The 12,677-nt window shown below is 49.5% G+C and carries 10 protein-coding genes and 1 tRNA gene; 5 read left to right on the top strand and 6 right to left on the bottom strand.

Translation table 11 applies throughout. From position 1 onward, the window contains the following. Window positions 1-95: 95 nt before the first annotated feature. The gene (clpX, locus tag A8O25_RS20975) at window positions 96-1,319 is read right to left on the bottom strand and encodes an ATP-dependent Clp protease ATP-binding subunit ClpX (RefSeq protein WP_066839396.1); all 1,224 of its coding nucleotides are present in this window, start codon (window positions 1,317-1,319) and stop codon (window positions 96-98) included. A 311-nt stretch (window positions 1,320-1,630) separates the two neighbouring features. Between clpX and A8O25_RS20970 the strand changes: the two genes are divergently transcribed. Beyond that, a complete protein-coding gene (locus A8O25_RS20970) occupies window positions 1,631-2,866 on the top strand; it encodes a DUF5009 domain-containing protein (protein ID WP_082893808.1) in 1,236 nt (411 codons plus the stop codon). A 266-nt stretch (window positions 2,867-3,132) separates the two neighbouring features. Here A8O25_RS20970 and A8O25_RS20965 read toward each other — a convergent pair whose 3' ends face one another. The 4 genes from A8O25_RS20965 to A8O25_RS20950 form a co-directional block, all read right to left on the bottom strand. Then, window positions 3,133-3,831: a ClpP family protease gene (locus A8O25_RS20965; RefSeq protein WP_066839394.1), complete on the bottom strand. Its 699-nt coding sequence runs from the start codon at window positions 3,829-3,831 to the stop codon at window positions 3,133-3,135. Between the two features lie 274 nt (window positions 3,832-4,105). Continuing rightward, window positions 4,106-4,801, bottom strand: a complete 696-nt coding sequence (locus A8O25_RS20960; RefSeq protein WP_066839392.1) for an SUMF1/EgtB/PvdO family nonheme iron enzyme — start codon at window positions 4,799-4,801, stop codon at window positions 4,106-4,108. A gap of 163 nt (window positions 4,802-4,964) precedes the next feature. After that, window positions 4,965-6,293, bottom strand: coding sequence for a trigger factor (gene tig / locus A8O25_RS20955; protein WP_066839390.1), 1,329 nt, complete (start codon window positions 6,291-6,293; stop codon window positions 4,965-4,967). A 72-nt stretch (window positions 6,294-6,365) separates the two neighbouring features. Then, window positions 6,366-6,447, bottom strand: a tRNA-Leu gene (locus A8O25_RS20950). A 153-nt stretch (window positions 6,448-6,600) separates the two neighbouring features. On the opposite strand from A8O25_RS20950, the gene A8O25_RS20945 reads away from it, so the two are divergent. Further along, window positions 6,601-8,805, top strand: coding sequence for a RelA/SpoT family protein (locus A8O25_RS20945; protein ID WP_066839388.1), 2,205 nt, complete (start codon window positions 6,601-6,603; stop codon window positions 8,803-8,805). 218 nt (window positions 8,806-9,023) lie between these two features. Here the strand turns inward: A8O25_RS20945 and A8O25_RS20940 are convergent, their stop codons facing one another. Beyond that, complete coding sequence (locus tag A8O25_RS20940; RefSeq protein ID WP_161947806.1) at window positions 9,024-9,734, bottom strand: outer membrane beta-barrel protein; 711 nt, start codon at window positions 9,732-9,734, stop codon at window positions 9,024-9,026. Between the two features lie 257 nt (window positions 9,735-9,991). Between A8O25_RS20940 and A8O25_RS20935 the strand changes: the two genes are divergently transcribed. The 3 genes from A8O25_RS20935 to A8O25_RS20925 are packed head-to-tail and all read left to right on the top strand — an operon-like array spanning window position 9,992 to window position 12,074. Further along, complete coding sequence (locus tag A8O25_RS20935; RefSeq protein ID WP_066839385.1) at window positions 9,992-10,468, top strand: Fur family transcriptional regulator; 477 nt, start codon at window positions 9,992-9,994, stop codon at window positions 10,466-10,468. After that, complete coding sequence (locus A8O25_RS20930) at window positions 10,458-10,805, top strand: STAS domain-containing protein (protein WP_066839383.1); 348 nt, start codon at window positions 10,458-10,460, stop codon at window positions 10,803-10,805. The genes A8O25_RS20935 and A8O25_RS20930 overlap by 11 nt, the downstream gene beginning before the upstream one ends. Continuing rightward, window positions 10,806-12,074, top strand: a complete 1,269-nt coding sequence (locus tag A8O25_RS20925) for an adenylosuccinate synthase (protein ID WP_066839381.1) — start codon at window positions 10,806-10,808, stop codon at window positions 12,072-12,074. Window positions 12,075-12,677: the final 603 nt, after the last annotated feature.

Below are 12,677 nucleotides of genomic sequence, written 5' to 3'. Positions count from 1 at the left end.
TTTTAGAAAACCAGCCCGAAAACAGAACAGGCAAAATAAAAGAAGGGCTGCCTTACATCTGGTAAGGCAGCCCTTCTTTTATGGGTTTGCGTGCACTATGCCACCTTCAGCTGCTTGATAGAAGACTTCTCAAATTTATCACGGGCATATTCTAAGGTTATTTCCAGGGTACCGCCGTCCTGGTCAGAAGGCAGGTCAAACATGGCATCTGTCATGATCCCCTCACAGATAGAGCGGAGGCCACGGGCCCCTAGCTTGTACTCTGCCGCTTTTTCTACAATGTACTCCAGGGTTTCATCTGTGAACTCCAGCGTGATGTTCTCCATCTCAAACAGACGCTTGTACTGCTTGATCAATGAGTTTTTAGGCTCTGTCAGGATCAGGCGGAGCGTTTCATTGTCTAGCGGGTTCAGGTGGGTGACCACCGGCAGGCGGCCAATCAGCTCGGGAATCAACCCAAATGATTTGAGGTCTTGCGAGGTGATGTACCGCAGGAAGTTATCAGTGTCCATCTGCTCATCCAGAGAAGTTTTGGAGAAGCCAATAGGTTTGGTGTTGAGGCGGCTCTTGATGAGGCGGTCAATGCCCACAAACGCCCCGCCGCAGATGAACAGGATGTTCTCCGTGTTCACCGTGATCATCTTCTGCTCCGGGTGTTTTCTTCCGCCCTGCGGCGGAACGTTAACGGAGGTGCCTTCCAGCAGTTTCAGGAGGGCCTGCTGCACCCCCTCGCCGCTCACGTCACGGGTGATGGAGGGGTTGTCACTCTTGCGGGCAATTTTGTCAATCTCGTCAATGTAGACAATGCCCCGTTCTGCGGCTTCCACGTTATAGTCGGCGGCTTGCAGGAGGCGGGTCAAAATGCTTTCTACGTCTTCCCCCACGTACCCGGCCTCTGTTAACACGGTGGCATCAGCAATACAGAAAGGAACCTGCAGGATGCCGGCCAGCATGCGGGCCAGGAAGGTCTTCCCGGTGCCGGTTTCACCTACCATGATGATGTTTGACTTCTCAATCACAATATCATCTGCCTTGGGTTTTTGCATGAGGCGTTTGTAGTGGTTGTAAACCGCTACTGACATTACTTTCTTGGCCTCATCCTGACCCACCACAAACTGGTCCAGGTACTCTTTCATTTCCCTGGGCTTGATCAGGTTGAACTTAGGGGCGCGGTTGTTGGCACGCAGGCGGTTCTCCTCATTCAGGATCTGCTGCGCCTGCCCAATGCAGCGCTCACAGATATGGGCGTTAATGCCTGAGATCATCACAGACACTTCTTTCTTATTCTTGCCGCAAAAGGAGCACGTAATTTCTGCCATAGCCGGGTGTGGTATTCTACTGTTTTCGCCCCTACAGTGGGGCAGCTACGGCAAAGTTACAAAATTGGTTAAGCACTATGCCAATATATTTTCAGACATTGTTTTTATGGCCGGGGGTGAAGTGGTTGTAAAAGAGTAGTTTATAAAATATAGGCTATGTTGTATCTGTTTGAAGCAGAACTCTCTGCACCCTGGTAAAACAGTCTTGGGCGCAAAACCGGGGGGAGAAAATAAGTAGGTGAACGCTTCTGTTTTTGCTGTTTTTCAGAAAACAGGCCAAAAACAGATATCTTCCAGAAAAAAGAAACCACATGGCAGGGACTACACGGGTAGTGGACCAGGAAATAGGCGAGAAGGCTGAAAGGTTGGCCCTGGGGCCGTCGCGGCAAATTTCTATTGATGCGTTCAGGGCGGTTGTCATGGTGCTCATGATTTTCTGCAATGACCTGGGCACACTACAGGGTATTCCGGGGTGGCTCCTGCACACTGAGGCGCAGGAAGACGGCATGGGTTTCTCTGATGTCATTTTCCCGGCTTTTCTGTTTATTGTGGGGCTTTCCATTCCGCTGGCGGTGCAGAGCAGACGGCGCAGGGGAGACGCCACAGCTACTATTGCCGGGCATATAGGGCTGCGGGCATTGGCGCTGCTGGTGATGGGGTTTTTCCACGTGAACCTGGGCAGCTACAGCCCAGAGGCACTGCTGCCCCGGCCCATTTGGGCTATCCTGATCACTGTTGCCTTCTTTTTGGTCTGGCTGGATTATCCCAAAGATGCTTCCAGAAAATACCCATGGGTGCTCAAAGCCGTGGGTGTGCTGCTGCTGGCAGTACTGGCGGCTTTGTACAAAGGCCATTCGGCCGAAGGCACGGTCTGGATGCGCCCGCAGTGGTGGGGCATTCTGGGCATGATTGGGTGGGCTTACCTGCTGGGCGGTTTGGTGTACTTGTTCTCTAAGGGGCAGATAGGGGCGCTGGTGGGAGGTATGCTGTTTTTCCTGGCCTTTAATAGCGCCGCGCACCTGGGTTGGTTAGAGCCGCTGGCCGGGGTGAAAGCGTATGTCTGGATTATTGGCGACGGGTGTATGCCTGCGCTCACCATGGCCGGGGTAGTGACTACCTGGTTCTACCAGCGACACCCTCTGAACCAGAAGGCTTTCTGGGTGTACGCGCTGGCGGCGGCGGCGGGGTGGCTGGCCTTTGGGTTTATGACGCGGCCTGTCTGGGAGATTTCTAAAATAAGAGCCACCCCTTCCTGGACCGCTATCTGCGCAGGCATTAGTCTGCTCTGCTTTGCGGGCATGGTGTACCTCACAGACGTAAAGGGCATCAAGAAATGGTACCGGTTGGTTCAACCTGCCGGCACCAGCACCCTCACCTGCTACTTAATCCCGTACCTGCACATGGGGCTGGTGGCGTACTTGTCTTTCCGGTTGCCTGAAGGAATGCGGACGGGTGTGCTTGGGTTGGTGAAATCACTGGGTTTCGCCTTGCTGGTGGTGTTGGTGGTGTGGCTGCTAGGCAGGCGCGGGATCAGGCTTAAACTGTAAGGGGAAGACATTTACCTGATCTGTTTTATCACATCCTGAAGGGATTCTGATTGCGAGCCAGAAAGACGCTCATTGACCGCTCCTGCTGTTCGCCACCAAGATCTTTGCAGGAGAACAGAGAGGGGAAAAAGGTACCGGTAGTTTTGACAAAGTACTTGATTCCTGTTTTGGGGCTGTTTTTCTGAAAACAGCCCCAAAACAGGAATGTATTAAAACAGGAAAGCCCGCAGTGCTGCGGGCTTTCCTGTTTTAACAAAAGCAGTGGGTTATGATTTATGACGGGTCAGGACTTCGTCAATCAGACCGTATTCTTTGGCTTCCTGGGCAATCATCCAGTAGTCACGGTCAGAGTCTTTGTCTACCTGCTCCACAGATTTGCCGCTGTGGCTGGAGATGATCTCATAGAGTTCTTTCTTCAGTTTCAGGATCTCACGGGCGGTGATCTCAATGTCTGAGGCCTGGCCCTGGGTACCACCCATTGGCTGGTGAATCATCACGCGGGCGTGGGGCAGGGCAGAGCGCTTGTCTTTGGCGCCGCCGCAAAGCAACACAGCACCCATAGAGGCGGCTAAACCGGTACAGATGGTGGCCACATCTGGCTGCACATACTGCATGGTGTCATAGATACCCAAACCGGCGTACACAGAGCCCCCCGGGCTGTTGATGTAAAGCAGAATGTCTTTTTTTGAATCTGCTGACTCCAGGAACAGCAGCTGGGCGGTAATGATGTTGGCAATATAGTCATCTACCTGTGTGCCCAGGAAAATAATGCGGTCTACCATTAAGCGGGAGAACACGTCAATCTCCCTAAAGTTGGTAGGGCGCTCTTCAATTACCGAGCGGGTCATGCTGGTAGGCTGCAGGCGCGCAGTGCTTTCAATGTGGGTGAGGTATTGGTCAACGCCCAGGCCACTCATGCCAAGGCCCTTCACGGCAAATTTTCTGAATTCGTCTTTGTTGTACATAAAGGTTCTGTTTAGTTAGCCTTAACTTAAAAAGAAACGTGTAGGTTACAAAACGAGGCAGATGCTAATGCCCCGTTTTTAGGCTTCTTTTTCAGAAATCAGGCCAAAAAAGGGAAAGTTGGTTTTTGCTGACAATATGGCTGACAATAGGATCACGTAGCTTGGTGTTTCTGTTAACGGCTCATATTATGATTTGTGAAGATTTTCTAGAGTATTTGATTGTTCGTGCTAGGCAGATCAGGCTGAGTTTATAAGTAACTTTGGTTGCAAAAGTTTACGTACAACAATTATTATATATTCTTACGTTCTGTTTTATTCTATTTCTGCAATGCATCTTAAATCCTAGATATGGATGTGGGTCATTATATTTAATTAAATTATTAGTTAAGGTAGAAGTATTATTTAACAATTCATGATTGTTTGAGCCCATAGCAATACCTTTTTCAAGAGTCATTTCTGTAACGTTGTTAAAAAAATGATACACTCTTGCCTTTGGATTTTCTTCAGCAATTAAGATGTAGGGAGATGATTTTTTGCTGCTTAATTTTTTAATCTTCTCTGATTCTTCCTCAATTTGTTTCAAATCAGTTGCAATTAATTCTTCAGCAATTGCTTTCCATTCAGTTGGTGTTGGTAATCTGAAAGTGACTTTCTTCCCAACCCGCTCGCTGACGACTTTTGAGCGCCAGGCACAATAGTCCAAAGCTTGTTCATACGTTATCAGTACTATTGGTTCGAAACGGTTAGCAGGTTGTGAATACCAATGGTTTGAGCCATTAGGGTAAAGTTTTTGAGCATCAGCTGAATCAAGTCCCTGGCTCCTGTGATATATATACTCTGACCAATGAATATTTAAAACTTCTGTTTTGTCAATATAATGGCGATTAACCTTGATGGTACCAACTGGGTTTTGGTCAAAGCTGTATATTAAAAAGCTGAATATTAAGTAAACTAATTGAGTCGCTAACATTATCTGATTTTATACAACAATACGGTAAAACATAAGTGTTGGGTAATTTAATAAAATCACTTAAAACCAGCTATGTTAGTATAAAGTAAATTTAAAACGTACGAAAACAGAAAAGCCCTTGCTGCACAGCAAGGGCTTTTCTGTTTTAAACCGTAGAGGCTACTTACGCCCCTACTTTGTTCCGGAATTCTTCAGCGGAGATGGTGTTCTCTGTAATGGTGATTTTTTCCTTTACAAATGCCAGCACTCTTTCTGCCACCAGGCCTTCATACTCATTTACAAAGTTGCGGCCGTTGTTCTGCTTCAGGTGGTTGTCCAGGAAGTTGTTGAAGGTGTCTTCCATTTCCTCAGGAACTTCTGGCATGTTGAACTGGGCCATCATTTTCTGGCGGGCGCTGTTCACCACGTCTTCGTTCTTGATCTGGATGTCATTCTCCTCAACTACTTTGTTCCGGATCATTGACCACTTCAGCTCCTTCACATACTGGTCATAGAACTCCTCAATCTGCTCAGGGGTGATCTTGCCTTCATTGGTCACGGTTAACCAGCGCTTGAAGAACTCGTTCGGGATCTCAATAGAAGATTTCTCCACCAGTTGGTCAATCACGTCACGGTCAAGTACGTTTTCGGCCTCCCGCTCATAGTTCTCTTTGATCACCTCGCGCACTTTGGCGTCAAACTCCTCTTCAGTGGTCACGTTGCCCTGCCCAAAGATCTTGTCAAAGAACTCCTGGTTCATCTCAGCGGCCTCAGTACGGTTGATTTTCTCTACCGTGAAGGTGAACTGGCCGTTCAGGTCTTTGGTCACGTCTTTGCTCAGGCCGGTCACATGTGCCAGAGCGGCATCATCACCAAACGCTTCTCTAATGTCAAAGGTGATGGTGTCTTCTGGTTTCACGCCAATGAATTTGTCAGCGCCAGAAACCACCTTGTTTAACGGAAGGAGGGTTTTGGTTTCAAACTCGCCGTCTACTTGCTTCAGCTCACCGTACAGGTAGTCATTGGCTTCAGACACCTCTGGGTTGGTGGTTTTGCCAAACTGGCGCTTCATCTGCTCATAGGCTTCATCAACGGTGGTCTGGTCTACCTCAATGTTGTATTTCTGAACAGAGACTTCGCTCAGAGGCAGTTCAAACTCGGGCAGCAAACCAACGGCGTAGCTGAACTCAAACTCTTTCTGGTTGTCCCAGTCAATAGAGTTCTCGTCTTGGCGCTCGGGCAGCGGCTCGCCCAGAATACGAACTTTGTTTTCTTTGATGTAGTTGTTCACTGACTCACCCAGGAGCTGGTTGATGGCTTCAACCAGGATTCCTTTGCCGTACATTTTACGGATCAAACCAGCTGGAACCTTACCCGGGCGGAAGCCTTTGATGTTGGCCTTCTTGCTGTATTCTTTGATTTGCTCGTCTACACGGGCAGCGTAGTCAGCCTCTTGCAGGCTTACTTTTAGGCTGGCATTCAGGCCATCGGTTTGATTCAGGGTAATATTCAAGGCTATTGATCTTTAAGGTTATTTTTAAATTGAAAAACCCCCAACCCCGGTTGGGATTGAGGGTTTTCTTTGTGCGGATGGAGGGACTCGAACCCCCATGCCTCGCAGCGCTAGATCCTAAGTCTAGTGCGTCTACCAATTTCGCCACATCCGCATGTGATAATGTGCTCCGTAATTGTGCTGCAAATGTAGCAAACTCTTTTTTGTTTATGCAACTATGATTCGTTTTTTTTGTTGAAATTTATGAAAAATAATTCAAAAACGCCTCGGCGCTTGCCTTGCCCCGTTTTTTGATGTACTTACCTGTATGATTGACCACGAAGCAGAGCGGAAAGAGATACTGCGCCATTATAGAAAGTTGCTGCGCCATGCCAAGCCTTTTCTCAAGGACAATGACGCCAAGATTATAAAAAAGGCTTTCAACACCTCCCTGGAAGCCCATAAAGACATGCGCCGTAAGTCTGGGGAACCGTACATTCTGCACCCGTTGGCGGTGGCCCAGATTGCCGTGGAGGAGATTGGGCTGGGTACCACTTCCATAGTGGCCGCCCTGCTGCATGACGTGGTAGAAGACACAGACCTGGAGATTGCTGACATTGAACGCGACTTCGGGCCGCGGGTGGCCAAAATCATTGAGGGCCTCACCAAGATCTCCGGGGTGTTTGAGTACGGCACCAGCCAGCAGGCAGAGAACTTCCGGAAGATGCTGCTCACCCTGTCTGATGACGTGCGGGTGATCCTGATCAAACTGGCCGACCGCCTGCACAACATGCGCACGCTGGGCAGCATGGCGCGGGACAAGCAACTCAAGATCGCCTCTGAGACCATGTACCTGTACGCCCCGCTGGCGCACCGCCTGGGGTTATATGCCATCAAGTCTGAGCTGGAAGACCTGCACCTCAAGTACACAGACACCGAGACCTACAAGTTCATCTCCAACAAGATACGGCAGACCAAGAGCGCCCGTAATAAGTTTATCGCTGATTTTATTGGCCCTATAGAGGAGGAACTGCGGCGGCAGGGCTTTAAAGACTTTGAGGTGAAAGGCAGACCCAAGTCCATTTACTCCATCTTGAAGAAGATGAAGAAGCAGAATGTGACGTTTGAGGAGATCTATGACCTCTTTGCCATCAGGATTATCCTGAACGTGCCGTATGAGCAGGAGAAGCCGGCCTGCTGGCGCGTCTACTCTATTGTCACAGACTTCTATCAGCCCAACCCAGACCGCCTGCGCGACTGGATCAGTACCCCCAAAGCCAACGGCTATGAGGCGCTGCATACCACCGTTATGAGTAAAACCGGGCAGTGGGTGGAGGTGCAGATCAGAACCAAACGCATGGATGACGTGGCTGAACGGGGATATGCCGCCCACTGGAAATATAAAACCGGTAGCGTGGGCCCCACAGAGTCTGGTCTGGACAACTGGATCAACAAAGTGCGCGACATGCTGGAGGTCTCTGACACCAATGCCATTGAGTTTCTGGATGAGTTCAGGACCAATCTCTTTGTAGAGGAGGTTTTCGTCTTTACGCCCAAGGGCGAACTGATTATCTTGCCAGACCGTGCCACCGCCCTTGATTTTGCCTTTGAGATTCACACCCAGATAGGTTACCAAAGCCTTGGTGCCAAGGTGAACCAGAAGCTGGTGCCGTTGAGTTACCGGCTGCACAACGGAGACCAGGTAGAGATATTGACGTCTCAGAAGCAGAAGCCCACGGGGGAGTGGCTCAAATTTGTGACCACCTCCAAGGCCCGCTCTAAAATAAAGGAGTTCCTGCGCGAAGAACGCAAAGGCAAAGCCGAAGAAGGAAAAGTGCAGGTAGAGGAGCGGCTCCGGAGCATATCTGTTGAGCCTTCTGCGGCCAACCTAAACCGTCTGGCAGCTTATTTTAATGCTGCCTCACTGCAGGACTTTTACTACAGGATAGCGGTTGGGTTGCTTGACCTGAAGGAAATCAAAGACTATATCTTTAATCCGCAGAGCGAGAAATACCGGCCCATTTCGTTGCTGGACGGCTCTACGTTTGACAAAGAGGTGGAAAAGATCAGGGGCATTAACTCGCAGCTGTTGGCCATTGGGGTAGACACAGATAAGATTGACTACACGCTGGCCAACTGCTGTAACCCCATTCCCGGTGATGATGTGTTCGGGTTCCAGACCGAGGATCAGGGAATCACCATTCACCGCACCACCTGCCCCAAAGCGGTTGAGCTGATGTCTAACTACGGCCACCGCATTGTAAAGGCCAAATGGACCGGGCAGCAGGAGCTTTCTTTCTTAGCCGGTATCACCATCAAAGGAACCGATAGGGTGGGGCTGGTGAATGATGTGACCAAAGTAATCTCCAACTCCCTCAAAGTGAACATGCGCTCCATTACCATTGACTCGCATGACGGGGTGTTTGAAGGCCGCCTCATGATCTTTGTGAATGACACTGCCCAGCTGGAGAAACTGATCCAGAAACTGCTGCGGGTGAACGGCGTCTTGAGCGTTGACCGTTTTGATTCTTAACGCATTTCTGTTTTAGGGCTACTTTTTGAAAAACAGCCCGAAAACAGGAACGAAACCCTTTGCTTGAAATGGCTTGCGGCTTTGGTTGAGAAGTGCGTTTTGGGCCTGTTTTCTGAAAAGTAGCCCTAAAACGTAAACTTGAATTTACCTGACAAGCCCCATAAAAAGAGGCGCGCTATTTGGTAGCGGGCGCCTCTTTTTTATGGGGCTCTCAGTGACTAGAATTTCACACTGAGACCAAGAGCGAGTCTTGAAAGAGCATTGTTCTGGAATTCGCCGTACACACCAAACTTCTCAGTGAAGTAGTAGCGTGCACCAATGATGAATGTAAACTCGGTAGTACTTTCATCTTCATCATCTCCAAACTCTTCGTACATCTCTTGTACTTCTTCATCTTCAAACGTTGTCTTTGAAGTGAAATAGCCGAAGCCAATACCGGCATAGGTATCTAACTGATCATTTTGTAAGAAATCATAATGGTAGGTACCTCTTGCACTGATTTGGAATAAGCTTACAGTTGCGGCTTCATCATCTTCTCCAAAATCATAGCCAGCGTATCCAAATTCAGCACCTAAACCCACTACGCCTGGTCCAAGTTCTACGCCAAGGGCTTTGTCTAAGGATACCTGGAATGGCCCGGTGATACCGTCTGGCTTAGTACCTTCCATCATCACGCCATATCCCAGATTTAACGCCCAACCTCCGTCTTCAAAAGCAGCCTTCGGCTTACGTTTTACCGCAAAAGGTTTGTAAGAAGAAGTGGCCTCCCGGTAAGAAATGGTGGCGGGCTCAGTAGCCGGGGCGGCGTGTGCCAGCAGAATGGTTTGGCTCCTCTGTGCAGGCTCAGCAGCAGCCGCATTGACGTCTGCAGACTGGGCAAAAGCAGGGGCAGACAAGGTGCCCAGTAGGCAAAGCATAGAGAAACCCATGCCTCTGGTGAAAGTAGTTGTTTTCATAAGCAGATAAGTAAATAATTGAGTTTTAGTTGTTTGTTCCTATCAATTGTCTCATAACTAATATTCGTGCTCAAATATATAGATAAACAATATTCTTGATGCGGCAAGGGCAGGTTTTGGCCTCAAATTACCTACTTCTGAGTAGTGAAATCTGACCGAACTAAATACCTTTCTTCTGTAGTTTTAGCTTTACCGTGTAAAACTGTTAAGTTTGCAGCAGGAGAACGTATATGGCACTAGACGAAGCTAAATTCCTAGAGGTGAAGAAAATCTTTACCGCATACCTTGAGAATAAGGGCCTCCGGAAGACTCCGGAGCGCTATGCTATTCTGGAGGAGATCTATTCCCGCACCGGGCACTTTGATGTGGAGTCTCTTTATATAAGTATGAAGAACAAAAACTACCAGGTGAGCCGGGCCACCGTGTATAACACCCTTGACCTGCTGGTTGAGAATGACCTGGTGAGCAAGCACCAGTTCGGCCGAAACCTGGCGCAGTATGAGAAATCGTATGGCCGCCGGCAGCATGACCACGTCATCTGTACCGAGTGCCACAAGGTGGTGGAGTTCTGTGACCCGCGGGTGCACAACATCCAGACCATGGTGGGAGAGCTGTTGAATTTTAATATTCTGCACCACTCCTTAAATTTGTACGGCATCTGCGGCGACTGCCAGGCTAAACTAAACGCCCCTACCCATGAAAATTGAGCACACCCTGCAAGACAAAGTCTTGATCATACGGCTGGAAGGTGACATGATTGGCGGGCCAGAGACCCAGCGCCTGACAGACCTGGCCAATAACACCATAGACGACTCCCTGCTTCTGGCCGCTATTGACCTCTCAAATGTGAGGTTTATCAACAGTAGCGGCATAGGGGTTCTGGTCTCTTTGCTGACCAAATTCAGAAACCGGGGCGGTGAGCTGGTCTTGATCAACCCTTCTGAGCACATCCGTAAATTATTAATCATCACAAAACTGAACGCCATCTTCACTATTGCTGAAGATGACACCAGCGCAATTCAGCTTCTAAAAGAATCACTTTAAATGCCAGTTGACATTCTAGTAGGCCTCCAGTGGGGCGATGAGGGAAAAGGGAAAATCGTAGATGTTCTTGCTCCCCAGTATGATGTAGTCGCCCGTTTCCAGGGAGGGCCCAATGCCGGACACACCCTTGAGTTTGAAGGGACCAAGCACGTGCTGCACCAGATCCCCTCCGGGATTTTTCACGAACACATCACTAATATAATAGGGAATGGCGTGGTGCTGGACCCCATCGTGTTCCGGACTGAGGTAGAGAAACTCACCGCCCGCGGGATTGATGCCGGCCGCAACCTGTTCATCTCCAAGAAAGCCCAACTCATTCTGCCTTCGCATAAAAGCCTGGACCGTATTTCTGAGGAAGCCCTGGGTACGTCAAAAATTGGCTCTACGCAAAAAGGGATTGGCCCGGCCTACCAGGACAAGATTGGCCGTAGCGGTTTGCGCGTTGGTGACATCCTGCTGCCTGACTTCAAAGAGCGCTATCAGGCCACTGTAGCAAAACACCAGAAGATTGCCTCTTTTTACCAGAAGTCACTGGAGATTGAAGAGCTGGAAGAGCAGTTCTTCAGTGCCGTAGAGTTTTTGCGGTCTTTCACATTGGTAGATTCTGAGTACATGATCAACCAGGCCATCAAAGACGGAAAGAAAATTCTGGCAGAAGGTGCGCAGGGCTCCCTTTTAGATATTGATTTCGGAACCTACCCGTTTGTTACCTCTTCTAATACCCTGGTGGCTGGCGCTTGTACTGGCTTGGGCATTGCTCCCCGCCATATTGGCGAAGTTTACGGGATCTTCAAGGCGTACTGCACCCGGGTAGGAAGCGGACCTTTCCCCACAGAGCTGCATGATGAGGTAGGGGAGAAGATCAGGCAAGCTGGTAGAGAGTTCGGCTCTACTACCGGGCGTCCCCGCCGTTGCGGCTGGATAGACCTGCCGTCGCTCAAGTATGCCATCATGCTGAACGGGGTTACCCAATTAAACATGATGAAGGCAGACGTGCTGGATGACTTTGACGAAATCAAAGTATGCACCCATTACCAACTGCCAGACGGCACTCTTACTGATCAATTGCCGCATGATCTGGATAAAGCAGAACTTACACCGGTGTACGTAAGTATGAAAGGCTGGGACCAGGAGCTGAGAAATTTTGAGAGCTATGGTGCCCTTCCTAAAGAAGTGCTGGAGTACGTAGCCTATCTGGAGAAGGAGCTGGAAGTAAGCGTAAACATAATAAGTGTAGGTCCAGACCGTAAAAGCACTTTGGTTAAATAGAGCTGTAAGTAATTCAGTAAACCTGGAAAAGGAGCATATGCAAAAAGCATGGGCTCCTTTTCTGTTTCTGGAGTAACTGCCTCTCGTACTTCTATACAAGCATAAGGGAGGAGCCAGAAGGTTCTGATTGCACGGATAACAATCTTTCACGAAAACGAAAATGGTGTATTCCCTCCTCTAAGGCACCAAGATAACCCTTTGGCAGCGTAAGCGCAGCCTCTGTGGCCGGTGGAGGCGACCGTGATTCATCATGTCAGAGGCATGGGTGAAATTTTTAAGAAAAAAACTTCCAGTGGGGAACTGGCTGAGACTGAGGCGGGTTCTGTCTCAGCGCCCGCCGCGGGCGGCGTCCGTGGGGGCTCAAAAGGGTGTTGGGTTTGCAGGCGCGGGTATTTTGACTACCTTTGCGTCCCGTTCGGCAGGGGCGGGCCCTTCGGGGGAGCCTTAAACGGCGGCCCCGGGGAAAAGTTTCCGGGTGGCGCTTGCGGGACCGGGATTTCTTATTACCTTTGCATCCCGTTCGGCAGGAGCGGTTTTGGTAAGGAAGTGCAGGCGGCAGGGCGGGGAAAAAGTTTTAACTTTTCTCTTGCATACCGGGGAAAG

It is taken from the genome of Rufibacter ruber (genome assembly GCF_001647275.1).
Classification (GTDB): domain Bacteria; phylum Bacteroidota; class Bacteroidia; order Cytophagales; family Hymenobacteraceae; genus Nibribacter; species Nibribacter ruber_C.
This window is presented reverse-complemented; position numbering and strand designations above follow the sequence as displayed.

Coding starts and splice junctions, on each gene's coding strand:
- A8O25_RS20940 (WP_161947806.1), bottom strand. CDS start 9,734: ATGGGTTTCTCTATGCTTTGCCTACTGGGCACCTTGTCTGCCCCTGCT.
- A8O25_RS20960 (WP_066839392.1), bottom strand. CDS start 4,801: ATGTTAGCGACTCAATTAGTTTACTTAATATTCAGCTTTTTAATATAC.
- A8O25_RS20930 (WP_066839383.1), top strand. CDS start 10,458: ATGAAAATTGAGCACACCCTGCAAGACAAAGTCTTGATCATACGGCTG.
- A8O25_RS20965 (WP_066839394.1), bottom strand. CDS start 3,831: ATGTACAACAAAGACGAATTCAGAAAATTTGCCGTGAAGGGCCTTGGC.
- A8O25_RS20925 (WP_066839381.1), top strand. CDS start 10,806: ATGCCAGTTGACATTCTAGTAGGCCTCCAGTGGGGCGATGAGGGAAAA.
- clpX (WP_066839396.1), bottom strand. CDS start 1,319: ATGGCAGAAATTACGTGCTCCTTTTGCGGCAAGAATAAGAAAGAAGTG.
- A8O25_RS20935 (WP_066839385.1), top strand. CDS start 9,992: ATGGCACTAGACGAAGCTAAATTCCTAGAGGTGAAGAAAATCTTTACC.
- A8O25_RS20945 (WP_066839388.1), top strand. CDS start 6,601: ATGATTGACCACGAAGCAGAGCGGAAAGAGATACTGCGCCATTATAGA.
- A8O25_RS20970 (WP_082893808.1), top strand. CDS start 1,631: ATGGCAGGGACTACACGGGTAGTGGACCAGGAAATAGGCGAGAAGGCT.